Consider the following 21,550-nt stretch of genomic DNA (forward strand, 5'->3'; position numbering starts at 1 on the left):
CACGGCAGCTTCGGGAGGACAGGGCCGTCGAGATGGTTCCGGAGAGCGCGGCGGAGTTCCTCAACAGCGCGATCCTGTACGCGCGGGCGGGTTACCGGGTTGAGCTGGTGGTGGTCGCCGCGCGCGCGGCGGACTCCCGGCTGGACCGCCTGTCCGACTACGCCAGGATGAGCCGGGGCGGTTCCAGGCCCGCCCGGCTCGTCGGGGCGGACCGGCACGACGCCTGTTTCGGCGTTCTTGCCGACCTGGTGCAGGCTGCCGAGGACAGCAGCACGGTGGACGCGGTGGCGGTGATGCGCGAGGACGGCAGCGTCCTCCACCCGCCTGGGCAGTGCGGTGCCGCCGAGGCGCTCGCCCGTGAATGGTTACGCCCCTACACAGAACGGGAAGCCGAGCGGTTCTGGGCCGAGGCGCGTTACCTGCGGTCTGTGCTGCCGCAGCACCGGAACGAGCTGATCGCCACCACAGGGCTGGCCCAGCCGCTGATGCGGGTGCATCGGCGGCCTCGTGCCCTGCCCCCGCCTCTCCCCCGGGGCGGCCCGCCGCTGCCTGCTTCGGTCGACGGTTACGACGACGTGAGTTCTTCCAGCAAGGACCGGTAGGCCGCGTCGATTCGGGCGGCTTCCTCGGGGCTGGCGTCCTCGACCCGGTCCTGTTCTGCGAGGGCGGCCCGGCGGCGGGCCGTCAGCTCCTCAAGGCGTCCGGCGGCCGCGCCGGATCGGCGCTCCGCCATGATGCGTGCGCTGTACCAGGCGACGACCTGGCCAACCGCTTCCAACGCAGCCCTGTGGGCGCTGCCCGGCCGGCCGCCGGAGGCGTCGTCGCGGGAGGTCTGGTCGTTCACTGCAACCGCCTTGGACTGTGGACAGGGAAAAGAAGATCATTATTGGTGCTGCCCGGAGGAACGTGGCACGGCAGGTCCCAGGCTGCCGTGCCGGGCGCGCCGCGGACCAGGGCGGCCGGTTTCCGGCGGGTCGACGGCCGGTATGGACCGTCGGGCCGCCAATCGCCCTTCCTCCTCGGGTGCTTGGGCATAGGTTGGCGCTCACGTGATCACCGACCGGGGGGTTCCCATGGATCTGCGTGCGCTGTTCAGCTCCAACGATCCCATCGATACCAGCGAAGCGTTCACCAACCGGCAGGGCCAGTGGGCGCTGGTCTCCGGGGCGGTGCAGGAGCACCTGCGGCTCGTCGCCAGCGAGGCCTTCGACGTCGAAGATCTCGAGGCCCCTCGGCGCAACATCGTCGTCTTCCACGGGGTCGGCGGCGTCGGCAAGACCACGCTGTCCAGGAAGGTGGAGGCCGCCCTCAAGGGCACCGGCCGACCCGCGCAGTGGGGCGAGCCAGACTGGGCTGGGCAACGGATCCTGCCCGTACGGATCGACCTCTCCCGCTCCGTGGGCATCGGCTTCGAAGACCTGGTCCTGACGCTGCGCGCCGCTCTGGCCGAGCTGGGCCGGCCCTTGCCCGCCTTCGACATTGCGATGCGACGGTACTGGGAGGCGCAGCACCCCGGCGAGAGCCTGGAGGACCACCTGCGCCGCGGCGGCTTGGCCGCCCGGTTCGGCAAGCACATGCCCCAGCAGATGCAGTCCGCCCTGGCCGATGTCGCCCAGGCCCTGCTGCTGCCCGGCACCGTCGGCTCCGCCATCGGCCAGCTCACCGGCTCCCTGACCAGGGCGCTGCGCGAGCGCCGGCAGACGGTACGGGCGCTGGCGGGCTGCGCCCGGCTGGCGAGCCTGCTGGAGGCCGAACCCAGCCTGGAGGCGCTGTCGTTCTACCCGCACCTGCTGGCCTGGGAGCTCGCCCGGCTGCCGCCGGAAGACAGGGTGCTGCCGGTGGTCCTGCTGGACACCTTCGAGGACGTCGGCGACCGGACCCACCGGGATCTAGAGCGGCTCATTCAGCGGGTGGTGTGGCTGATGCCGAACGCGTTGTTCGTCATCACCGGCCGCTCCCGGCTGCAGTGGGCCGACGAAGGGCTGCAGGGCCAGCTCGACTACACTGGCCCCGCCGCCTGGCCCGGACTTGCGATGCCGCCCGCGGGCATCCCCGCCGCACGCGCCGCTGAGCCCGGCCACCGGCAGCGGCGGCAGGTTCTCATCGGCGACTTCTCCCCCGAGGACTGCGACACCTACCTCGCCCGCCGCCTTAGCCACGACGGGCAGCCACTAATCAGCCCGGACGTACGTGCGGTCATCACCGAGCGGTCCCACGGACTCCCCCTCCACCTGGACCTGGCCGTCGCCCGCTTCCTGGAGATCCGCCGCAGCGGCCGGCCCGCCACCACCGCCGACTTCGACCACACCTTCCCAGCCCTGATCGCCCGCACCCTCTCCGACCTCACCGCCGACGAGCGCCACGTCCTGCGCTCGGTGTCCCTGCTGGACGCCTTCGACCTCGACCTGGCCACCCGCGCCGCCGGCCTGGCGCACCAGGCACCGGCCCGCCGCTTGGCCGACCGGCCCATGGTCACCGAGAACCCGTACGCGATCTGGCCCTACCACCTGCACGGGGCTATCCGCACCGCTCTACGCACCGCCGACGACCACACCGACGACGGGTGGACCCCAACCGACTGGCAGCGCGCCGCCGAACGAGCCCTCGCCGCACTCGGCGACCAGTGGAACAACACCTCCGCCGGCAGGGCCCTGCTCGTCGCCTGCCTGCGCCAGGGCCTGCGCCTGGCCCGCGACCACCGCCTGGACGACCTCGGCTGGCTCACCCAGGCCGCCGTCGCGTACGAGAGCGACGCCGTCTGGGAGCCGCTGGCCCCGCCCGCGCGCGAACCCGTAGCCCCCGGCAGCATCGAGCCCTCACCCCCGGACGGTCCGGCCGACGCACTGGCCGAGCTGCTGTTCGCCCTGGCCCGCCGCCAGAGCGAACACCGCGAGCACACCGTGAATCGGCTCACCACTGTCCTCGACACCGGCCTGCTGCCCGACGTCCTGGCTGAAATGGCCGAGTACTACCGCGCGAAGGCCAACCGGGACCTCGGCCACAACGAGACCGCCCGCCAGGGCATGCAGAGGGTCGCCGAAGGCCGGGGCCGGCTCGCGATGCTCGCCCGCCGGGGCATGGCCGGCGCCGCCCGCATCGACGGGGATTTCCCCACCGCCCTCACCGCCGCGCAGGGCCTCGGCTACGAAGGGCGCGAGCAGCGGGTCCTGGGCGACATCTGGTGGGCCCACGGCGACCTCGACCGCGCGACCGCGGCGTACGAGACTGTCCGCACCCAGGCCGAGCAACACGGCAACGCCGGCGAACAGGCCATCTCCCAGGCCCGCCTTACCCTCGCCGTCGCCTTCACCGACCCCGCACGCGCCGACGACGAGATCGCCCTCGCCCACCAGCTCCTGGACGGCCTCGCACAACGCGCCACCACCCTGATCACCCACATCGCAGCCCTCATCCGCGACGCTGGCGCCCCCGATGTCACCGACCGCGCCCAGACCCTGCGCACCGAGCTCACCGTCGCCGGCCTCACCTGGCTGGAGCCCACCCTCGACCTCGCGTTGGCCTTCCACCACGCGGTCCTCGGCGCCCACCAGGATCTGACAGGCGCCACCGACCACGTCAGCGCCTCAACCGCGAACGGTGCCTACGCGTACTACGCCCACATCGCCGCCGCCTTCGGCGACCTCCCGCAACCCGGTACACCCGTCCAGTGGCTGGAGGATGACGACATCGTCCGGGCCCGCTGGCGCGCGCTGGTCACCAGCCGACAGACACACCTGCGTGAGGCAAGCTGACGCTCCCGGCTGGCCCCGTCCTCTCCGGTCACCTGGCTCCAATTGGAGCCGCTTCGTTCGATCTGTTCGAGCGAAATTCAAGGCGGCTGAGACCGTCTCCGAACGGTCTCAGCCTGCCCGCCTCAACCGGGTGGCATCGGGGTCAGTGTCCGGGCCGGACAGACCCTAGCGCCGGTTTTCGGTCCGATGTTCCTCAACCCCCGAATCTCCCTCACCAACGAACACACCGCCTTCCCGGGGCCAGTTGATGTAGGCAGGCAAGGTAACTCGATGGAAAGGCAAACGATGAGCGAGGACGACCGCAGCAACGTCACCAGGATCGGCCGCCCCCGGACCCCGCACGGTCACAAGACGTACCACGGCCCCGTGGAGGTCCACCCTCGGGAGAACAACGTCCAGGTCGTGACGTTCACCGGGTCCGAGGAAGCCGACATCATCCATGCGGCTGGCACATGGATGGCTGAGCATCTCGACGCCGTACTCATCGGCATGAACTGGATCGGCGACTACCTCTCCCCTCACGACATCGACCCGCCCGGTCCGCCGCGCCACCGCCTGGACCTCACAGTCGACCTGTCCAATGAACGGCACTGACGAAGGAGCCGTCCAGCCGGACTGCGAGACTTCGGTGGTGAGTACCATGCGCCGCCCCCTCGGGCACGGACCGACCCCCCTCACCGACGACCAGGCGGTGCCCACCGTCCGCGGCCGCACCGTCGCCGAGCGGGCTGCCGAAGACGGTCTCCAGCAGCCCGCCCTACGTACGGAGGCTGTACCGGTGGTCCGGCGTGCTCTCGGGGCCGGACCCGACAGCTTGGTCCGCGCGAACAGTTAGTCCGCCGCGACGGCTTCCACCGTGAGCGTCACGCTGCCGTCCGGTTCGTCCGTCCAGTCCACGACAACCCCCTGCATCATCACGTCTTCGCTGAGACTCCAACGCATGGGCGCTCCGAGCGCCTGCTCGCGTGTCGCCTTCTCTCGGAAGGACGGCTTCATCGGAACGGTGAAGCGGACGGGTTCGCTCTGGCTGTTCGCCATCTTGCCTCCATCGAATTGCCGATCGAGCTCGCGCACAGCGTACGAGCACCACGCACGAATGGCCGTACGGGATCTGCCTGGCTGCTGCGAGGAACGCAAGGTGGAGTTATGTCCGCCAAGCTGATCGTCTACCCGCCCGACGAGCGCGGATGGCGCCGGGTCCGTTACGACGGCGTCGCCATCGGAGCCGCACACCGTCCCGCCGATATCCGGGTCTTCCTTGCCGCCGCCGGCATGGAGGATGCCGAGGACGTGGACCTCACCGATCCCGACTTCGTGGAGTGGAGGGGCGGCGGCCCGGAAGCTTGGGAGCCGTCCCCCTAGCTGAAGACGGCACTCGCCCGCCACGCGGAACCGGCCTCGGGCTAGGACACCGGGGCCAATTGCTCACGCCCGGAAGACCACCCGCCTCGGGTCAGCGCCGCGGGACCTTGTCGGCTGCGGTCTCCCCTCCACGGGCCCAGGCCAGCGCCGCGTGCAAGAGCTGCGTGTTCGTGGCGTCGACCGATCCCAACATCACGGACCAGGGGCTCGCCGCCAGAGTGGCCGCGAACCCGAGGACAGCCCACTCCGAGTTCGAGGCTTGCACCGGGGGTTCGTCCATCGCCAGCAGCTCCGTGACACGGGCCCAGTCCACGGACGTCCGCACACCCCCCTCAGGTCCGTTCCCCAGGTACTCAGGTCCCAGGGGCCGCCCGTCCACGTCCTCCAACCGCAGGACGTCAGCGTCGAGAAACTTGGCCGGCCACACGTTGTGCTCGATCAGGAGGAAGATCGCAGCTTCTTCACACTGGTCTCGGGCTGACCCACAGCTCCGGTGTCGGGCCGAGTCCCAGAGCAGGAGGGCCATCTCCTCAGCGAGCTGTGGACGACGGTCAGCGGGCAACAGGGTCACGGGTACCTCCAGGAAATTCGGGGCTCTCTCCCAGTACGTCTTGGGTGATGTCGAAGACGTACTGAAGCATGGCCATGGTCGCTGATCGCCAACGGGCGCAACGCCGCTCTCGCCCTCGGCTAGACGGTCTATCAGACCAGTTCGGGCAGCCCGTAGGTCTTCCACGCCCACTCATCGCTGGTGTCGCGTTCGGCGATGACCACTTGGTCTTCGCCGTCCTCGGCGCGCTTGCGGGCTCGGGCGATCTCGGCGAGCAGCTCCACGTGGAAGTCGAACGGAAGCAGGTGGCTGCCCTTCTCACAGTCCGCAAGCACGACAGGCTCCATGCCCGGCTCATTGAGCGTCACCTGGTAATCGTTCGCCTCCAGGTGACGCAGGGCGTCGGTCCGGATGAGCGCGGAGCGCGCTACGCGGTCGTCGGTTGCGGGGATGCGCCGGAGCACCCAGACGTCGGCCATGTGGGTCCCTCCCAGAGATCGGTGTCTGAGTTGTCCACGGTCACAGACCGATGCCTTCAGTGGCGGCGTCTTCCCACTTCTCGCCGTCGTCGACGTACACCCAGAACACCGCGCTCTTGGCTGACCAGCCGCCCTGGGCACGGAGCTTCTCGGCACGCTTGCCCTTCTTCCGGCCGGTGGTGACCACGCCGCGGCGGCCGGAGTGGCCGGTGATGCGGGCCTCCAGGCCGGCCTGCTCGGCGGCCCGGGTCATCGCGCGACCGCAGGAGTCCGGGGCGAGCCGGGCGGTGCCCAGGTGCCCCCACTGGTCCACGGGCAGGAAGGAGGGCCCGCCGGGAGCGGCGCCGGCGCCGAGCTTGGCCTGCTGCCAGGCAAGCCAGCAGCGGACCGGGCAGGTGTCGGGGTGCTCGCCGTACGCAACGGCGACGTCGCGGGGCGGTCGACCCTTGACGCTGGGGACGTGCACCTCCAGGCCCTCGGAGACGAGCTTGATGTACGGGTCGTCGAGGGCGCTCATCTCCTCGTTGCGGCCGGCGATGGCGAACCGCAGGGTGTTGATCGCCCGGTCCCGGAGCCGGGCCAGCTCGGGAACAACGCGCGTGCGCTGGCGCCGGGCGTCCGGCTTCGGGGCCCGCGTGCGGTCGGCGGTGTTCATCTTGCGGAGGTCGACCGGGGTGATCGCAACGGCCTTGCCCCGGCCGCGCGCCATCCGCTTCGGGTCGTTCCTGAACTTCTTGACCAACTGGCGGGCCGCGAGGGTGGCCTCCTTCGGCACGGTGGCGCCCAGGCCCCGCGCGGTGACCGTGACGCCGGTGATGCGGCGGTCGATCGAGTTGGGCGCGGCCTCCTTCACCTCGTCCAGCCACACCGTGAAGCCCACCATCGTGCCCTTGGTGACGGCAGTCAGCGCCAGCAGCGTGCCGGTGCGCTCGGCGAGCCAGCCGTGGAACTCCTGCCAGAGCTTCCAGTCGCCGGCGTACGAGGCGGTGGTCTTCTTCGGTCGGTTGGCCGCCATGTGTTCCTCGGCCCCCTGCTCCAGCGCGGCGAGCACCGCAGCAGCCGGGTCATGCTCGACCAGCCCCTTGGCGGCGGTCTGCCCCTGGCCCTCGACGAGCTCGGCGTCGACGAGTTCGAGGTCCACTCCTGAGTGCAGCATCGGCTCCGGCATGTTCATCCCACGAGCTCCGCGAAGCACTCACCGCAGGTCAAGTCCTCGTCGCTGCCCTGGAACGGACGGCCGCATCGGGTGCAGTCGTTTGTGAACTTCTCCGTGCAGTTGAAGCAGAAACCGACGGGATGTTCCGGAGCGTCGGCGATAAGCGCGAGTGGCACCAAAGCGTTGACCTCGCAGTTTGCACACAGTGAGGGCGCCAACAGCTCCCAGGGCTGGCTCAACGGCTGGATCTCCAACATGTACTCCTCCGCTGCGTCCTCGCTCGACCGGCGGCGGCCGCAGAACCGGCAGTCCGTTTTCGCGGCCGCGACGAGAGTCCACTGCCGGCAGTCCGGACAGTGAAGGGTTCTGGCCTTGTGCGGTTCCAAGCCGGGGGCGATTCGCTCCAGCCGATGTGTAACGAAGCCCTGGATGCCGGTGAGGCCGAGACGGATCAGGTCCAGGTCGGCCTGCAGGCGGACCTTCGTGTCTTCTCCCAGCCGGGGCAGTAGCTCGTCATCGAGGAAACGGATCAAAAAGTCGAGCACCTTGGCGGCGCGCGCCTCGATGACGGCGGCCGATTCCGTCAGCCCGTAGTGCTGCAGCGCGTTACGCGCCTTGGCGAGGGCTTCGATCTGCTCCTGCTCCTCCTTGCTGATGTCCACGCCGACGATGGAGCGGACCCGTTCCACGGTTTCCAGAGGGGTACAGCTGATGAAGTCGCCCCGGTCGAAGACTTTGCGGGTTAGCTTCTTCGCCTTGCTCTGCCGCGCGACGTCTAGGTCCTGAATGACGAGCGTCCAGTGCTCCAGGTAGAGCCGGTACTTGAGCAGGACCTCGGTGGCCGCCTGGAGATGAAGGACAGCGAACTTGAGATTGCGCGCGCTCACGCCGGCTTCGCCCCTGCTGAGTAGATCCACCACGCTGAGCAGGTAGTCGAGTCCGTTCTCGACCGGCGGGAAGTGGACCTCAGTCTCCGGCGTCTCTGCTGTGCGGTCCGGCTCGGTGGCTCCCATGTACTCCCCCACTCATCTGATGCCTGGACGATGGATCGTCATGTCCGGTTTATCGCTGCGGATATGGCATGTTATCCGGAGTGATAGCAGTCACAGGGAGGCTTCTGAGATTCTTTGACAGATCGGGGCCGGGCCAGGCCCGAAGGATGAAGCGCATGCTTCCTGTCCTCGAAGGAGCCCCATGTACCCCGACGACTACTCCTGGACCCGAACGTTCTCGCCGCGCTCGTGGTACCGCGTCACCATCCACCCAGAGTTCGACCGCAGGTTCCTGGTGCTCTGCGTCTCCAGCACACCGGTGAAGTACGCGCGACCAGTGCCACGGGTCCGGCGTGCATGGCAGTACTTCTTCGCCCCGTTCCACATGGAAAAGCGACGCGAGTGGCTGACGCTCGTGGCTCAGGATCTTCCGGAGCTGGCAAGGGTCGCGGCGATCGCCAGCAATCTGGACGGCGGGGCGATGCAACGTAGTGTCAGGGATCGACAGGCAGCTGGAAGGTACGCCAACAGCTCAACTCTGGGTTGGGCGATCGGCCAGTTCCTTGTGTATGTCAAACACCTCGCTCGTCGGTGCCCCGACCCCAAAATGCGCGAGCAGGCCAAGCTCCATCTGGCTGCTGCGCTCGACGCCCGGAACGCCGTCCTCGAGAGCCACACGGTGGACGAATGGCAACCCGTCGTCGCGGCCTTCGCAAGCACGGTTCTTGGGATCGCCCGACCAGACGCCATGTGGTTGGAAGCCGTCTCGACTGCCCTGCTTGGCGACTGGGTCGACCAAGCCGCTATTCCGGAGCCGGAAGAGTCCAGTCCGCTCGATCACTTGCGTCGGGAGGTTCAAGTCGTGCACCGGCAGTTGAGGCCATTGTGGGAACGGAAGACCGGCCCTGGGCGGGTTTGGGCACTGGACCACCTCCTTCCGTCCGGAGACCGTTTCCACGACGTCGTCGGCGCCTCATACCAGGTGGAAGACAAGGTCCTTCCCTGGTTCCCCGACCGATGTGACGCCGGCGCGGTGTTCAGTCGGCTACACGAGAACGAGCAGCGGGTCGCGCGCGCCTTCGCTCTGTACGGGGGGTCGTGGAGGGAAGCTGCCAGCATGGCGGGGGAGTCCGAGCAAGTCGGGCAGCGCGTTATGCGCAAGCTCCGTAGGCTCGGCCAGCAGTACGTGCGTCGTGCCAGCCTTGTCTATACGGGCGCGACCGGGGTGGTAGTTCAGTGAGCACCCTCGTCTCCATCGTGCAGGCGACTCTCCCCGAGTTCCTCGGGAGCCTAGGCTCCTCCCTGGCTCTGCTCACCGGAGCATGGGGCCTCAGGCGTAGCCGCGCCGCTCTCACCACCCACAGGCAAAAGACGCTGCCAAGCCCACCCACTTAGGGAGCAGGCCGGTGCGGTCAGGAGCGAGGGGTCAGGCCCCGGTGCTCCCCGGCGCGTACGGGCGTCAGCCACGCGAATGCCGTTTCGCGCCGGGGAGTGCCGGGGGTAGCGGGGTCCCGGGGGCGGCGAAGCCCCCGGGTACCACCGGCCTGGCCTGGTCAGCGTCCGAGCCCGCTGCCGCGCCCGTGGTCCGGTGTAGGCGGGCGGTAGGCGCGGTTCGTGTGCTCGTTCCGCTGGGCCTGGCGCGCTGCCTCGGCGTTACGCCGGGCCTGGTTGGCGCGGGCGCGCTGGGCCGCCTCGATGCGCTCCTTGACCTCGGTGGCCCTCTGCCCGTCAGTAAGTCCGGACCGAAGGACGGCTTCCCCGCGCAGTCCGTCGGCCTTCCGTGTGGCTTCGGCCTGCTTGCCGCGGTGCGCTTCGGCCTGCTTGCTCAGGTACGCGTACCGGTCGATGTCGGCCTTCTCCAGGCGCTCCCGGAAGGCGGGCAGTTCGGCGCGGCGGTCGGCAAGGGTCTTGACGACGGTGGCCGGGTAGACGGCGTGGCCGCTCACCTCGGCGGCGATCTCCCGGGCCTGCTGGCGCATCTCGCGGGCGTCGCTGTGCAGGTTGGTCTTGTTCTCGGTGAGGGCCGTGATTTCGTCGGTACGGGCGCCGATGAGCTTGCGCAGTTCGTCGGCGGACTCCAGCAGGCCGGCGCGCTGGAAGGTGAGAGCACTGCGCTTGAGAGCCGCCCGGGCTCGCACCTTCTTCTGCAGCCGGTCCTGTTCCCGGTTGGTTTCGTACAGCTCGTCGACCAGCTTGCCGATGGCGTCGGCCTTCTCTTCGGCCTCTTGTGCCCGGCGCAGGAGGCCCTCAGCGAGGTAGAGCTTCTCGGCTCGCCTGTCGTACGAGACGTGGCTGGGGGAGAGCTCGGTGCCGAGGACGGCGGCGAGGGACGCGGCCTGGTGCTCGAAGGCGGCCGCCTTCCTTGCTGCGGTCTCGGCGTCTTGGTCGGCTTCTTCGGCGTACCGCTCCAGGTTCGAGGTCGCGATGTGCCCGTGGGGGCGCTTGGTCCATGGGACGACCGGCTCCGGCTCGGGTTGGGGGGCCGGTTCGGGACGCGAGGCGTACCCGGCGTCGAGGAGTTCCTGGATCCGGTCGCGGGGGGCCTGGGGCATCGTGGGTGCGTCCGGTCCGGTATACCGGGCGCGCAGGCGGTCGAGGCAAGCGTCGTGGCCGTCCGCACTGTCACGGGCCACGGCCGGGGTCGGCGCGGCGTCGGCGTCCTGCCGGCCTTGTGCGTGCTCGCGGGCCTCTTGGTGCGGCTGGAGCTGGGGCGGGATGAGGCGGGCGGCACGGGCCCGCTCGCTCCAGACGGCGATCCGTTCGGCGGTCTCCTCCGGGGTCTCCAGAACGTTGTCCGTGGCGGCGAGTTCGTCGGTGACCATGACGTCGTCGGCGTCGTTCTCCAGCAGCCGGCCGTAGGCGGCCACGGCGCGGTCCAGGCGCTCGGTGTCGCTGCGGACGTCGCCGAGCCGGATGCGGGTGACGACGTCCTCGAGGTCGTTCAGCGGCAGGTGCAGGTGGCTCTCCAGCCGGGCCCGGGACATGGCCGGGTAGAGGCTGTGGGAGTCGGCGTGCAGGCCGTAGGCGATCGTCACGTCGCTGGTCAGGCCCTGGGCGGAGCCGATCGTCATGGCGTAGCCGTGCGTCAGGCGGCCCTCGGCGATGTCGGCGGCGGACATCCATGCCTGCTGAGTGTGGTGGCCGCCGCCCGGGCGGGGCCGGCGCCACTCGACGAGCACGGCCTCCTTCGGGTCGGTCTTCACCTCCAGGACGACGCCGCGGAAGCCGTTGAGGACGTCCGGCTGGGAGGCGTCGCGGCGGGAGCGGTAGTCGTTGCGGCGGATGTGGACCAGGTCGCCGGCGGCGAAGGCGATCCGCCCGTCGCCCTGGGTCGCGAAGGTCCGGCCCACCTCCAGCTCTCCCGTGGCGACCAGCAGGGCGCGGGCCCCGGCGTTGAGGGTGGCCACGTCCGTGCGGCGGGCGGCGAGCAGCAGAAGGTCGGCGACCTGGCCGTACGGGTCACCGGCCCAGCGGGTTCGGGCGGCGTTCCAGCGGGCCAGCATGGAGGTCAGGGCCTCGGTGGAGGTGTCGTCGGCGTGCACGCGCCTGTGGGCGGCGAACGCGGCGAGGGCGGTCGTGCGGCCGCCGTCGCGCCAGTCCTGCAGGGCCGCGCGCTCGACGACGTCGCGCTGGCGCCGGTTCTCGGTGAGCGCCAGGCCGTCGACGAGCTTGTGGATCCTGGCGAAGCCTCCGCCCACGCCGACGGCACGCAGCTGCAGCGGGTCGCCGACCGCGACCACCTTGGTGCCGGTGACGTACGTGTGCTTGAGGAGCACGGCCAGGGCGCGGTCGTCGACCATCGCGGCCTCGTCGATGACCAGGACGCCGACTCCGGCCAGGCCGCGGCCGCCACTGATCTCCCGCGTCCACGCGGCGATGGTCTGGCTGTCGATGCCCGCCTCGGCGGCGAGGTTCGCGGCGGCGACGGCGGCGGTGGACGTGCCGGCGACGCGGAGCCCGGCGGCCTTCCAGCCGGCGCGCGCGGCCGCCATGATCGTGGTCTTGCCCGCGCCGGCGACGCCCTCGACGGTGTCGACGGCGTGGCCAGCGGTCAGCAGCCGGACGATGACCTGGCGCTGCTCGGCGGAGAACTCGAAGACACGGTCGCCGGTGGAGTTGGCCATCTCCGTGGCGGAGATCGTCATCGCGGCGGCGTCGGCGGTGAGCTGCGCGAGCCCGGCGTCCAGGCCGGTGGCCGCGGACTCGATGATGATGCGCTCGGCCTCCACCACGGCGCTGTGCGTGTACCGCTGGCGGTGGGTGTGGTGGTGCCGGTTGGAGTCCGGCATCCGTACGGCGTGGCCGTCGACGGCGAGCACGGCGTCGGTCAGCGCCGCCAGTTGCTCGGCGGAGTTCAGGTAGGGGACGGCGGCCGCGACGGCGGCCAGCACGTGAGTGTGGCCGACGACCTTCTTCGACGCGGTCAGCCCGTGCTCCGCGTCCCAGATCCGGGCCGCAATCTCCTCGGGCGAGGGCATCCGCGGGCCTCCGCCGGCGGACAGCGGCGCCGATCCGTCCGGGCCGGGCAGCGCGGCCGCGAGCATCGCGTCGACCTCGTCCTGGCCGCCGAGCTGGGCGACGACGCGGGTGCGCCAGTTCTCGCGCGGGGCCTCGGCGGAGGTGTCTTCCTTCGCTTCGGCGGTGCGCCGGGCGGCGGTCTTCTGCTCGTCGCGGGTGGCGTCACTGCCGACGAGCGTGACGATCTGCTGGTGGCGGCGGGAGAAGGCGTCGCGCACGTCTTCGTCGATGCCAACGAGCTCCCAGGCCCCCTTGGGGGACAGCTCGAAGCGGGCGCCGTACTTCTCGATCAGCTTGGCGCGGAAGCGGGCTTCGGCGACCTCGTTGACCAGACGGGCATAGCGGTGGAAGTCCTCTCCCCCGGCGCCGGGTACGCGCCACTTTCCGTCCTCGCAGTGGACCAGGTGCGCGATGTTGATGTGGGCGTGCAGGTGCGGGTCGCCGGGTGAGGCGTCGACCGGGCGGGCGGAGCGGTGCAGGGTGACCCAGCCGATCAGGCCGGAGGACTCCACGCGCTGGGCGCGCTCGCCGTCGCCGTGGTGGCCGGCCATCCCGTACGCGGCGGCGGGCTCGAGGACGCCGATGACGGCTTCGTTCACCGCGTCGAGGAAGTCGGCCTCCATGGCGGCCGCGGTGGCGGGGTCGGCGAGGCCGAAGGCGACGCTGATGGACTTCACCAGTTCGGCGGTGACGTCCACGCCGCGCAGGCCGACGTCGACATGGTGGCCCTTCCATTTCGTGGCCTCGGCGATGACGTCGGCGCCGTACAGGGTGTCGGCGGAAAGGCCGGCGGCTGCAGCGAGGCGCTCGGCGTCGGCGACGGGGAGAAGGTGCTGTTCGCCGTCGCGGCGGATGCCGCGCTCGGCACGGGCGAAGCGGGCGGCCAGTCGATCGTCACCGAGGTAGTCGGTGACGATCATTCCGTCGGCCGCGGCGAGCTCGCGGACAGCATCGACCAGGACGCGGGCGACGACCTTGCCGCGCGGGTCGAGGACCTTCTTGCGCTTCACCAGCTGCGCGCCGTTGCGGGGGTCGCGGCCGTCCATCAGCGCACGTGCAGTGTCCGCGTCCACCGGCGCGCCGGCGGTCAGGCCGAACTCGCTCAGGCCGCTGCCGATCCACCGCAGATCGCTCGCGTCGGCGAGCCGGTACTCGACCTGGGCGTCCGCGCTCTGGTCGCAGCCGCAGTTCTCGGCGAGGCGGTATTCGACCTGCTCAGGCGCACGGATCGGCGTCGCAAACCCCACCCCAGCCCCGCCCCCTTTGCGGTAGTTCGTCCGCCGCGCGGACCATGATCATGTATCGGAGATACCTGGAGTGCTATTCAGTGATCCTTTCCGGCGAGAATCAGAACCGTACCTCTGGATCACCGGTTGACCAAACAGCCTCCCGTCAGACGGGATACGGGCTCTCATCTGCGGTGATGGCGTCAGCATCAGCTGCTTCTCCTTCGGCGCCTGGCAGGTGCCATTGGGTGCGCAGGACTCTCGTCGGCAGGGCGCGGAGTCGGCGCGGACGGCCAGCACGCGGGTTATCTGGCAAGACTGACCAAACACGCGGCGGTGGCCTTGCTCAGACATCAGCACGACCGAGTGCGGGTTATCTGGCGAGGTTGACCGGCAGGAGGGTGACGTCAACACGAAGCCGCCCCGACGCATCCCGTCGGGGCGGCTTTTCGCTGGTGGGCTGACGGCTTCTTCGTTGTGGTCCGATGCGCCGTGGTGGCGCGCTACCGTGCCGTCATGAGCGAGCCTTTCGCCCAGGGCGAGGACCATCCGGCGTGTGGCATCTGTCCGTCGAAGAGGCTGCCGCGCGAGGCGTTCGTGGTCTACGACCGGCCGTCCTGGGAGTGCCCGTTCGACCCGGCCGACGGCTTCCGCTACACGGCCGACGGCACCCCGGCCTGTGTCCACCCGCACAAGATCGGGGTGGAGCCGGACCGGATCGCGCCGCCGCCGAAGCCGCTGCCGTCGGCCGAGCCGGAGACTACGCCGCGACGAGGCCGGCGATGGCTGCCTTCTTTCCTCGCTCGGTGATGCCGATCTCGGCGTAGAGGACGTCGAGGACCTGGCGGCGGCGCTCGGTCTCGGGCGCGTCGATCCAGAACCGTTCGTTCACCGGGCCGAAGGCGGCGCGGTAGCACTGGTGGGTGAAGTCGCCGGGGACCCAGGTGCCGCCGGACATCCCGTCCTCCATGTCCGTGGCGTGGACGAAGAGGATGCCGGTGCGCCGCTGGATCCGGGACATGACGGTGAACTGCGCGGTCAGGGCGTGCGACATGACGTCCACGGGCACCGGCAGCGCGAGCTCGGCGGCCTTCTCGTCGAGGCCGGTCAGCTCGTACATCGCGGACTTCAGCGCCATGGCGCGCATCGTCTCGATGAACAGGGCCGGGGCGTCCGCGAGGGCGTCGTAGCGGTCGATGACGGTGTAGCCGTAGCAGTCGGTCCAGTCGCTGCTGTACTTTGCGCAGCTTTGCCACAGGCGGCCGAACTCGGGGTCGGCTTCCCAGACGGCGAGGATCTCCCGTGCCCGTTCGGCGACGGCCTCGGGCTGGATGACGGTAGTCATGGTGGTGCCCCTTTCGGTGTCGGTGGTGTTCGCCGGGCCCGGCGGGCCGGCCGTGGTGCTGTTCGACGCCGCGTACCCGGGGGCCGTGGCCTCGCCCGGGTACGCGTCGGTTCAGAGGGCCCTGACGGGCCGTGGGGCGGACTCGGCAAGGCGGTCCAGGCGCTCGTAGAGGGCGCGGACGAGCCGGGCGCGGCCCTGGGCGCAGCGGACGGTGCCCTGCAGGGCGGCCGAGAGGCGGCGCTCGGCTTCGGCGAGGACGACCTCGGCGAGAGCGCGGGCCGGGTGGTCTGCGGGGAGCTGGTCGGCGGTGCGGCGGACGTCGCCGGCTACGGCCCGGGCGGCTCCGGTCAGCTGAAGTGCGATCTGCTGGATGTCCGCCGGGCGCAGGCCGGGGTTGCCGGTCCAGCCGAGGACCGCCTTGACCAGACACTCGTGGGGCTCGCGGTCGAGGGGCAGTTCGCCTTCGAGGTGTCCTTCGGGATCGTGCAGGGCCAGGTGCGTGCTGCTCACATGGGGTCTCGCTGGCATGGGCGGGGACGCGGGTGCGCTCATCAGGGCCTCCCAGGAGCGGCGTTGGGTTTTTCCCGGTCCCATCGACGCTAGGGAGCCCGGGAGCGGCCCCTCAACGTTCTTGCGGGAAATTGCGGGCGGTCACCCGCACGCCGCGCGGGCTCGTTCGATGCGGGCCCGGGCGGCCGGGCCGTAGGCGGCGACGGCCGAGAGCTGGGCGAAGGCGCGCTCGTAGACGGCGACCTCGCCGGGCGCGGTGATGGTCACGCGGGCGGACAGCAGCTCGATGCCGACCTGGGCGGTGTCGTAGACGGTGAAGGACTCCATGGACCACAGGGGGCGGGCGGCGCCGGCCGGGATGATACCGAGGGAGACCTGGGGCAGCGTCATGACGTCCAGGAGGTGGGCGAGCTGGGCGGCGGTAGTGGCCGTGTCGGCCACGCCGGGGCGCAGGACGGAGTCCTCGAGGAGGAAGGCGAAGGTGCGGCCGCGCTTGGTGAGGATCCTCGAGCGGGCGGTGCGGGCGCGGGCGGCGGCTTCGGCGTCGGTGTCGGCGGCGTTGTGGAAGGTCCCGTACGCGGCGATGACGGCGGCGGCGTAGTCGTGGATCTGGAGCAGGCCGGGCACGACGTGGGAGCAGTACACGCGGAAGGTGCGGGTGCGGTCCAGGAGCGGGGCGATCTCGTTCTGCAGTCGGGTCAGGCCGGCCCGGTTCAGCCGCTTCCACTCCATGTACATGGAGTTCGCGTTGCGGGAGGCCGCGATCAGGTCCTGCTCCTGGTCGGCGGCGTCGCAGGCGGTGCACCAGGCACGGATGTCGGCGTCGGCGGGGGCGGCCTGGCCGCGCTCGATTCGGGAGGTCTTCGCCGGATGCCACCCGCACCGTGCCGAGAGCTCGCCGCCGTTCAGGCCCGCGTCCAGGCGCAGGTGGCGCAGCCGCAGAGCGAGTGCGGCGCGGGCCTCCTGGGCGCTGGACAGGGGCGAGGACATCGGCGGCCGGGTCAGGGCTTGTAGTCGGCCAGGGGGACGGCGCGTTCCCACACGGCGGTGAACGCGGAGGCGCACAGCGCGGCCGCGGCAGGGTCGTCGGACATCTCTCCGTCGGCGGGGGCGCCGTTGCCGGAGAAGTGGTTCCAGCGGATGAGCTTGCCGTCGATGAGCCAGAAGTCGTTGCCGGGCAGCGCGATGTCGGAGGCGCGGCGGCGCGGCAGGTAGCGGACCTCTTCGCCGGCGGCGGCGTTGACCTGGGCGCCGATCAGGCCGTACCGGGCGTAGTCCGACAGCGGCTCGGAAACGATGCGGGCGCGGCGGACCACCACGCCGCGGGCGACGGTGCGGCGTACCAGGTCCACCCAGAACTTCCAGTAGTCCGAGGCGGGGTCCAGCTCGCGCTCGCCGGTCGCGAGCCATTGCGCGAACGCGGGGGACTCGGCGGGCACCCCGTAGCCGTCGCGCATCTCCAGGTGGAGCGCGGAGGTCTGGGCGCCGTCGAGGAGCTCGTCAAAGCCCGGCACGACGTCCGTCTGCGGCATCGCACGCCTCCCTGAGGATCTGGGCCATCCGGGCGGGGAGCCGGACCACGGCCTCGGTGTCGGGGATGTCCCCGGCCTTCAGGCACTCGGCGATCTCCGCCGCGCTGGCCTTCCAGCCCTGCACGAGCACGTCGCCCGTGTCTTCGTCGACCCACGCCGACGGGCACTGCCCGGTATCGGAGTTGGGGTCCTTGCCCATGAACCGTAGTGCCATGACCGCCTCCTGCAGCACGCCGTTTGCGGGAAATTGCACGCTCGAGCAAGCGAAGCAGCGCAGAGCGCCGGGGGTCCAGACGCCTACCGGACGTAGTTCTCCCCACCGCGACCCCTGGGCCTTTTCCCACCCGCCTCAAGAGGCTTACGGGTTATCTGGCCAGGTTGACCGGCAAGAGCGTATGCGCAGGTCAGAGGCCATGCGGAGCGGGATTCAGCCGTTATGCTGAACGTTCCCGCGTTTCCCTTGTGGCGGTGCCGATGGATCGTCACACTCCCGATGTGTGACGGAAGTTCTTCGGGCAGGGGAAGGGTGTGTGGGTGATGCCGGAGGCGGCGGTCTGCGAGGCGTCTGGGTGCGGCAAGGTGCTGGCGAACCGGCGTGGTGGCCGGCCCCGGCGGTTCTGCAACAGCACGTGCCGGATGCGAGCCCTGCGCCAGAAGGAGCGCGACAAGGTCGGCACGGAGGGACTGCGGCAGCAGGCTCGGGAAGCCGTCGAGGCGCTGGATCCGCTGGCCGCCGGTGAGCTGCTGCGTCTGCTGGCTCTGGGCGACGAGGAGCTGCGGGAAGTGACCCGGCATGCCCGGACCGCCCGGACGGCTCTGAACGCGATGTACGGCGCCATGGGCGTCGCCTCGGTGGAACGGCGCCTGGACCTGGTCTCCGCGCGGGCGACGGCGGTCGCCCCGGAAAGCGCAGAACGGATCGTCACACCCGGGCCGGTGACGGAAGCGCCTTCCCCGGCGGCGGCATCGTCACGGAAGGCTGTGGTGACCTTCGCCGGGCTGTTGCCGACGGGCGAGCAACAGGCCATCATCGACGCGTGCGTGACCGGCGACGACCTGGTCGTGGAGGCCGGGGCGGGGTCGGGTAAGACGACAACGCTGCAGATGGCCGCTTCGGTGATGCGCGGCCGCGGAATCTACCTGGCATACAACCGCGCCATCGCGCAGGACGCGAAGCGGAAGTTCCCGCGCAGTGTCGACTGCCGAACGGCGCACTCGCTGGCCTGGCACGCGGTCGGCCGGGACTACCAGGCACGCACGAAGGCCCGGGTGCCGGCGAAGCGCACGGCGGAGCTGCTGCGGATCACCGAGCCGCTGCGCGTGACGAAGAACTTGGTGCTCTCACCGGTCCAGCTGGCGCGGCTGGCGACGGAGGCCGTCGACAAGTTCGCGCACTCGGCGGCCTACGAGGTCCAGGCCGATCACGTGCCCGACCTCGAGGGAGTTCCGCCGGCGGCGATGGGTGCGCTGCGCCGGGAGCTCCTCCCCCACGCCCGTCGGCTGTGGGAGGAGACGCAGGTGGTCACCTCTCAGCACCGATTCACGCACGACTTCTACCTCAAGATGTGGGCGCTGAGGGAACCGCAGCTGCCTGCGGACTTCGTGCTCCTCGATGAGGCTCAGGACTCCAACCCGGTCATCTCCCAGCTGGTCCAGGCACAGAAGGCGCAGCGGATCGCCGTCGGAGATTCCGCGCAGGCGATCTACGGCTGGCGCGGCGCGGTGGACGCGCTGGCCACGTGGCCGGCGAAGCACCGGCTCCTGCTGCAGCAGTCGTGGCGGTTCGGGCCAGCAGTCGCGGAGGAGGCGAACCGGTGGCTGGCCCAGGTCGGCGGCGCCCGGATCCGGCTGGTGGGCAACCCGCGCAAGCGGTCCGTGATCGGTCACGTGGCGGCGCCGCGGGCGGTGCTGTGCCGGACCAACGCGAAGGCGGTGGCCCAGGCGATGGCCGCGCTGGAAGAGGGACAGCGGCCGGCCCTGGTCGGCGGAGGCGGGCAGATCAAGGCCCTCGCCGAGGCCGCGCTCGACCTCCAGGCTGGGCGCCCGACCTCTCACCCCGAGCTCATCGCGTTCGAGACCTGGGCACAGCTACAGGACTACGTCCACAACGAGGGCAGCGGGAGCGACCTGCGGGTGTTCGTCCGGCTCATCGACGACCAGGGCGCGAAGGAGGTCCTGGCCGCGATGGACCGGCTGGTGTCCGAGGACACCGCCGACGTGATCCTGTCGACCGCGCACAAGGCCAAGGGCCGCGAGTGGGACAGCGTGCAGATCGCGAACGACTTCTCCAAGCCCGCCGAGCGGGACGGAGTCCCGGTGGAGATCCGGCGGGACGAGGCGATGCTGGCGTACGTGGCGGTCACCCGGGCCATGGACCGTCTGGACCGGGCGGGGCTGGCCTGGATCGACGAGTACGACGGCACCGGTGACCCGGGATACGACTCCATGCGCTCGGTTCTCGCCCGAGCCCGCAGGCACCGGGGCCCGCAGCCGTACGACCCGTACGAGGACTGACCCCAGATTTTGGCTCCAATTGGAGCCGGTTCGTTCGAATCGATCGAACGCGACGGAGGGGCCCCGGCGTCTGCCGGAGCCCCTCCTTGTTCTTCACCACGGTCACCGTGACACAGCCGTACCGCTACGGTCGCGGCCTGGGCGCGGGGCCGGGGTCAGAAGTCGGGCCAGTCGTCGGAGATCACGATGCGGGCGACGTAGATATTGGGTCCGTCCGCGCCGGGGTCGGTGTCGCCGACGTGGTACTCGGCGAGTCCGATGTCCCGGGCCAGGGGGGTCGAGTACCAGCCCGGCTGACCGGGGACAGGCTGGGCCAGCGGCGGGACTGGGGTCTCGCTGAGCTCGACGAGCAGGTTGACGACGGCGGAAAAGACCGACGCCGAGACGTCTGGGGCGAGCAGCGGGTAGATGGCCGGCGAGAGCCGGATCCGGTCCTCGCCGTCCTCTTCGGCGTCCGGCTCGGGGTGCTCGTCGCTCACCGGCCGCTCGTCTCCCGGGCCGCGGTGGCCTCGCGGAGCACGGCCGCGGCGGGCCGCCCGGGCGCGGTGCCGTTCTCCACGGCGGCGCGGGTCGCCTCCGGCAGAGGGTTGGCGTACAGGTTCGCCCGCATCCACCAGCGGCGCAGGACGCCCAGGAGTGCGGTCTCGTCGGCCTCGCCCATCTCCCGGTAGAACTCCATCCGGTCGGCGGGGGGCAGGGCTGCGGCGACGGCGTTCTGGGTGCGGGGCAGCCGCTCGGGCTCGTGCGGGTGGATCGGCTGCGCGCTCATGCGGAGGCTCCCTGGGTCGACTGCTCCTCCAAGTCTGCCTTCTGCGGACCGATCCGGTCGAGCGGCTGGGCGGCCCGGGCCCGGCGCCCCTCTTCGAGGGCGTAGTCGAGGTCGGCGAGTTCTCCGGCGAGGCGGTAGATGTCGCCGGCGGCACGTTCCCCGATGGGCATCGCGTTGAGGACTCCGTGGACGGCGTCGCGGGCGGCGTACGTGCTGAACATGGGCCCGCCGCGGGTGCAGCCTCGGTAGCTACCACGGTCGAGCTGGCCGAGCTCCAGGCGGACCTGCTCCAGCTGCCGCACGTCCCTGGTCGGCTTCTCGAACTCGCGCTGCGCCTTGATGACCCGGTCCAGGATGGCGCGCATCGCCGGGTAGCCGCTGGTCCACAGCTCGACTACGCGGCGCGCCTGGTCCTCGCTGATGTTCGGGTTCGTACGGACGGTCTCGATGGTGAGCATGGCGTTCCCTCCCTGGTGCGAAATGATCAGCGGGGCTGGACCTGGTCGAAGAGTCCCGCATCCACGAACCGGTTGATGGCCTCCCGGACGCTGGCTTCGTCCATGCCAGAACGCTCGGCGTTGCGGCCGTACCGGACCTCGGCCACGAGCACGTCCACGTCGATCGGCGTGCCCATGAAGCTGCAGGTGTGGAAGACCTTGACGTAGAGGCCGATGTCGGCGAGCGAGAAGCGTTGGTCGCTCAGCACAGCGGTGGGGATGGTCACGGTGTCCGGCTCTACAGGAGTGATCATGTGCGGCTTGCTGTCGGTCACGCGTTCTCCTGGGATAGGTGGGTGCCTGTGTCGCCAGGCACCCACGGAACGGGAAACGTGCAGGTCAGGTCAG

At 70.5% G+C, this 21,550-nt stretch carries 23 protein-coding genes; 7 read left to right on the forward strand and 16 right to left on the reverse strand.

Annotated elements, in window-relative coordinates; translation table 11 throughout:
- Positions 1–32: 32 nt before the first annotated feature.
- Complete coding sequence (locus ACZ6ZI_RS38830) at positions 33–602, forward strand: zeta toxin family protein (protein WP_469529500.1); 570 nt, start codon at positions 33–35, stop codon at positions 600–602.
- Here the strand turns inward: ACZ6ZI_RS38830 and ACZ6ZI_RS38835 are convergent.
- Entirely contained in the window at positions 566–844 is a 279-nt protein-coding gene (locus ACZ6ZI_RS38835) for a hypothetical protein (RefSeq protein WP_469529502.1), read from the reverse strand. The two genes, ACZ6ZI_RS38830 and ACZ6ZI_RS38835, sit on opposite strands and share 37 nt — an antisense overlap.
- Before the next feature lie 229 nt (positions 845–1,073).
- Between ACZ6ZI_RS38835 and ACZ6ZI_RS38840 the strand changes: the two genes are divergently transcribed.
- Both ACZ6ZI_RS38840 and ACZ6ZI_RS38845 read left to right on the forward strand, forming a co-directional pair.
- Entirely contained in the window at positions 1,074–3,752 is a 2,679-nt protein-coding gene (locus ACZ6ZI_RS38840; protein ID WP_469529505.1) for an ATP/GTP-binding protein, read from the forward strand.
- A 285-nt stretch (positions 3,753–4,037) separates the two neighbouring features.
- Positions 4,038–4,346, forward strand: a complete 309-nt coding sequence (locus ACZ6ZI_RS38845; protein ID WP_469529507.1) for a hypothetical protein — start codon at positions 4,038–4,040, stop codon at positions 4,344–4,346.
- Between the two features lie 237 nt (positions 4,347–4,583).
- Here the strand turns inward: ACZ6ZI_RS38845 and ACZ6ZI_RS38850 are convergent, their stop codons facing one another.
- Complete coding sequence (locus tag ACZ6ZI_RS38850) at positions 4,584–4,790, reverse strand: hypothetical protein (RefSeq protein ID WP_469529508.1); 207 nt, start codon at positions 4,788–4,790, stop codon at positions 4,584–4,586.
- Positions 4,791–4,898: 108 nt separating this feature from the next.
- On the opposite strand from ACZ6ZI_RS38850, the gene ACZ6ZI_RS38855 reads away from it, so the two are divergent.
- Positions 4,899–5,114, forward strand: a complete 216-nt coding sequence (locus ACZ6ZI_RS38855; protein ID WP_469529511.1) for a hypothetical protein — start codon at positions 4,899–4,901, stop codon at positions 5,112–5,114.
- Between the two features lie 91 nt (positions 5,115–5,205).
- Here ACZ6ZI_RS38855 and ACZ6ZI_RS38860 read toward each other — a convergent pair whose 3' ends face one another.
- From ACZ6ZI_RS38860 to ACZ6ZI_RS38875, 4 genes are all read right to left on the reverse strand, one after another.
- Positions 5,206–5,427, reverse strand: coding sequence for a hypothetical protein (locus ACZ6ZI_RS38860; RefSeq protein ID WP_469529513.1), 222 nt, complete (start codon positions 5,425–5,427; stop codon positions 5,206–5,208).
- A gap of 389 nt (positions 5,428–5,816) precedes the next feature.
- On the reverse strand, positions 5,817–6,143 hold the full coding sequence (locus ACZ6ZI_RS38865; protein WP_469529516.1) for a hypothetical protein: 327 nt from the start codon (positions 6,141–6,143) through the stop codon (positions 5,817–5,819).
- A 40-nt stretch (positions 6,144–6,183) separates the two neighbouring features.
- The gene (locus ACZ6ZI_RS38870; RefSeq protein WP_469529518.1) at positions 6,184–7,317 is read right to left on the reverse strand and encodes a site-specific integrase; all 1,134 of its coding nucleotides are present in this window, start codon (positions 7,315–7,317) and stop codon (positions 6,184–6,186) included.
- Positions 7,314–8,312 carry a hypothetical protein gene (locus ACZ6ZI_RS38875; RefSeq protein WP_469529520.1) on the reverse strand — a complete coding sequence of 333 codons (999 nt, stop codon included), beginning with the start codon at positions 8,310–8,312 and terminating at the stop codon, positions 7,314–7,316. Before ACZ6ZI_RS38875 ends, ACZ6ZI_RS38870 begins: the two co-directional genes overlap by 4 nt.
- A gap of 181 nt (positions 8,313–8,493) precedes the next feature.
- Between ACZ6ZI_RS38875 and ACZ6ZI_RS38880 the strand changes: the two genes are divergently transcribed.
- On the forward strand, positions 8,494–9,531 hold the full coding sequence (locus ACZ6ZI_RS38880; RefSeq protein WP_469529523.1) for a hypothetical protein: 1,038 nt from the start codon (positions 8,494–8,496) through the stop codon (positions 9,529–9,531).
- 313 nt (positions 9,532–9,844) lie between these two features.
- Here the strand turns inward: ACZ6ZI_RS38880 and mobF are convergent, their stop codons facing one another.
- Positions 9,845–14,056 carry a MobF family relaxase gene (gene mobF / locus ACZ6ZI_RS38885; protein WP_469529526.1) on the reverse strand — a complete coding sequence of 1,404 codons (4,212 nt, stop codon included), beginning with the start codon at positions 14,054–14,056 and terminating at the stop codon, positions 9,845–9,847.
- Positions 14,057–14,551: 495 nt separating this feature from the next.
- Between mobF and ACZ6ZI_RS38890 the strand changes: the two genes are divergently transcribed.
- The gene (locus tag ACZ6ZI_RS38890; RefSeq protein ID WP_469529527.1) at positions 14,552–14,845 is read left to right on the forward strand and encodes a hypothetical protein; all 294 of its coding nucleotides are present in this window, start codon (positions 14,552–14,554) and stop codon (positions 14,843–14,845) included.
- Here ACZ6ZI_RS38890 and ACZ6ZI_RS38895 read toward each other — a convergent pair.
- From ACZ6ZI_RS38895 to ACZ6ZI_RS38915, 5 genes are all read right to left on the reverse strand, one after another.
- Positions 14,796–15,380: a hypothetical protein gene (locus tag ACZ6ZI_RS38895; RefSeq protein WP_469529529.1), complete on the reverse strand. Its 585-nt coding sequence runs from the start codon at positions 15,378–15,380 to the stop codon at positions 14,796–14,798. The genes ACZ6ZI_RS38890 and ACZ6ZI_RS38895 overlap by 50 nt on opposite strands.
- A 111-nt stretch (positions 15,381–15,491) precedes the next feature.
- On the reverse strand, positions 15,492–15,890 hold the full coding sequence (locus ACZ6ZI_RS38900) for a DUF6415 family natural product biosynthesis protein (protein ID WP_469529531.1): 399 nt from the start codon (positions 15,888–15,890) through the stop codon (positions 15,492–15,494).
- A 141-nt stretch (positions 15,891–16,031) separates the two neighbouring features.
- The gene (locus ACZ6ZI_RS38905) at positions 16,032–16,880 is read right to left on the reverse strand and encodes a DUF5753 domain-containing protein (RefSeq protein WP_469529533.1); all 849 of its coding nucleotides are present in this window, start codon (positions 16,878–16,880) and stop codon (positions 16,032–16,034) included.
- An 11-nt stretch (positions 16,881–16,891) separates the two neighbouring features.
- Positions 16,892–17,422 carry a DUF6879 family protein gene (locus tag ACZ6ZI_RS38910; RefSeq protein WP_469529536.1) on the reverse strand — a complete coding sequence of 177 codons (531 nt, stop codon included), beginning with the start codon at positions 17,420–17,422 and terminating at the stop codon, positions 16,892–16,894.
- Entirely contained in the window at positions 17,391–17,636 is a 246-nt protein-coding gene (locus ACZ6ZI_RS38915) for a hypothetical protein (RefSeq protein WP_469529540.1), read from the reverse strand. Before ACZ6ZI_RS38915 ends, ACZ6ZI_RS38910 begins: the two co-directional genes overlap by 32 nt.
- 422 nt (positions 17,637–18,058) lie before the next feature.
- Between ACZ6ZI_RS38915 and ACZ6ZI_RS38920 the strand changes: the two genes are divergently transcribed.
- Complete coding sequence (locus ACZ6ZI_RS38920) at positions 18,059–19,936, forward strand: UvrD-helicase domain-containing protein (protein ID WP_469529542.1); 1,878 nt, start codon at positions 18,059–18,061, stop codon at positions 19,934–19,936.
- 155 nt (positions 19,937–20,091) lie between these two features.
- On the opposite strand, the gene ACZ6ZI_RS38925 is transcribed toward ACZ6ZI_RS38920, so the two are convergent.
- Genes ACZ6ZI_RS38925 through ACZ6ZI_RS38940 form a run of 4 tightly spaced genes read right to left on the reverse strand, consistent with a single transcriptional unit; the run spans position 20,092 to position 21,477 of the window.
- Positions 20,092–20,415, reverse strand: coding sequence for a hypothetical protein (locus tag ACZ6ZI_RS38925; RefSeq protein ID WP_469529544.1), 324 nt, complete (start codon positions 20,413–20,415; stop codon positions 20,092–20,094).
- On the reverse strand, positions 20,412–20,705 hold the full coding sequence (locus ACZ6ZI_RS38930) for a hypothetical protein (protein WP_469529546.1): 294 nt from the start codon (positions 20,703–20,705) through the stop codon (positions 20,412–20,414). The genes ACZ6ZI_RS38925 and ACZ6ZI_RS38930 overlap by 4 nt, the downstream gene beginning before the upstream one ends.
- On the reverse strand, positions 20,702–21,163 hold the full coding sequence (locus ACZ6ZI_RS38935) for a hypothetical protein (protein ID WP_469529549.1): 462 nt from the start codon (positions 21,161–21,163) through the stop codon (positions 20,702–20,704). The genes ACZ6ZI_RS38930 and ACZ6ZI_RS38935 overlap by 4 nt, the downstream gene beginning before the upstream one ends.
- A 26-nt stretch (positions 21,164–21,189) precedes the next feature.
- Positions 21,190–21,477 (reverse strand): hypothetical protein, encoded by a 288-nt coding sequence (locus ACZ6ZI_RS38940; protein WP_469529552.1) that lies wholly within the window; start codon positions 21,475–21,477, stop codon positions 21,190–21,192.
- Between the last annotated feature and the right edge of the window lie 73 nt (positions 21,478–21,550).

The organism is Streptomyces sp. NPDC103540, from assembly GCF_055584445.1.

Excerpts from the sequence above, each read along its gene's own strand:
- ACZ6ZI_RS38840 (WP_469529505.1), top strand. The coding sequence starts at position 1,074 with ATGGATCTGCGTGCGCTGTTCAGCTCCAACGATCCCATCGATACCAGC.
- ACZ6ZI_RS38880 (WP_469529523.1), top strand. The coding sequence starts at position 8,494 with ATGTACCCCGACGACTACTCCTGGACCCGAACGTTCTCGCCGCGCTCG.
- ACZ6ZI_RS38920 (WP_469529542.1), top strand. The coding sequence starts at position 18,059 with ATGCGAGCCCTGCGCCAGAAGGAGCGCGACAAGGTCGGCACGGAGGGA.
- ACZ6ZI_RS38875 (WP_469529520.1), bottom strand. The coding sequence starts at position 8,312 with ATGGGAGCCACCGAGCCGGACCGCACAGCAGAGACGCCGGAGACTGAG.
- ACZ6ZI_RS38855 (WP_469529511.1), top strand. The coding sequence starts at position 4,899 with ATGTCCGCCAAGCTGATCGTCTACCCGCCCGACGAGCGCGGATGGCGC.
- ACZ6ZI_RS38930 (WP_469529546.1), bottom strand. The coding sequence starts at position 20,705 with ATGAGCGCGCAGCCGATCCACCCGCACGAGCCCGAGCGGCTGCCCCGC.
- ACZ6ZI_RS38850 (WP_469529508.1), bottom strand. The coding sequence starts at position 4,790 with ATGGCGAACAGCCAGAGCGAACCCGTCCGCTTCACCGTTCCGATGAAG.
- ACZ6ZI_RS38935 (WP_469529549.1), bottom strand. The coding sequence starts at position 21,163 with ATGCTCACCATCGAGACCGTCCGTACGAACCCGAACATCAGCGAGGAC.
- ACZ6ZI_RS38870 (WP_469529518.1), bottom strand. The coding sequence starts at position 7,317 with ATGAACATGCCGGAGCCGATGCTGCACTCAGGAGTGGACCTCGAACTC.
- ACZ6ZI_RS38845 (WP_469529507.1), top strand. The coding sequence starts at position 4,038 with ATGAGCGAGGACGACCGCAGCAACGTCACCAGGATCGGCCGCCCCCGG.
- ACZ6ZI_RS38905 (WP_469529533.1), bottom strand. The coding sequence starts at position 16,880 with ATGTCCTCGCCCCTGTCCAGCGCCCAGGAGGCCCGCGCCGCACTCGCT.
- ACZ6ZI_RS38895 (WP_469529529.1), bottom strand. The coding sequence starts at position 15,380 with ATGACTACCGTCATCCAGCCCGAGGCCGTCGCCGAACGGGCACGGGAG.
- ACZ6ZI_RS38915 (WP_469529540.1), bottom strand. The coding sequence starts at position 17,636 with ATGGCACTACGGTTCATGGGCAAGGACCCCAACTCCGATACCGGGCAG.
- ACZ6ZI_RS38890 (WP_469529527.1), top strand. The coding sequence starts at position 14,552 with ATGAGCGAGCCTTTCGCCCAGGGCGAGGACCATCCGGCGTGTGGCATC.
- ACZ6ZI_RS38830 (WP_469529500.1), top strand. The coding sequence starts at position 33 with ATGGTTCCGGAGAGCGCGGCGGAGTTCCTCAACAGCGCGATCCTGTAC.
- ACZ6ZI_RS38865 (WP_469529516.1), bottom strand. The coding sequence starts at position 6,143 with ATGGCCGACGTCTGGGTGCTCCGGCGCATCCCCGCAACCGACGACCGC.
- ACZ6ZI_RS38910 (WP_469529536.1), bottom strand. The coding sequence starts at position 17,422 with ATGCCGCAGACGGACGTCGTGCCGGGCTTTGACGAGCTCCTCGACGGC.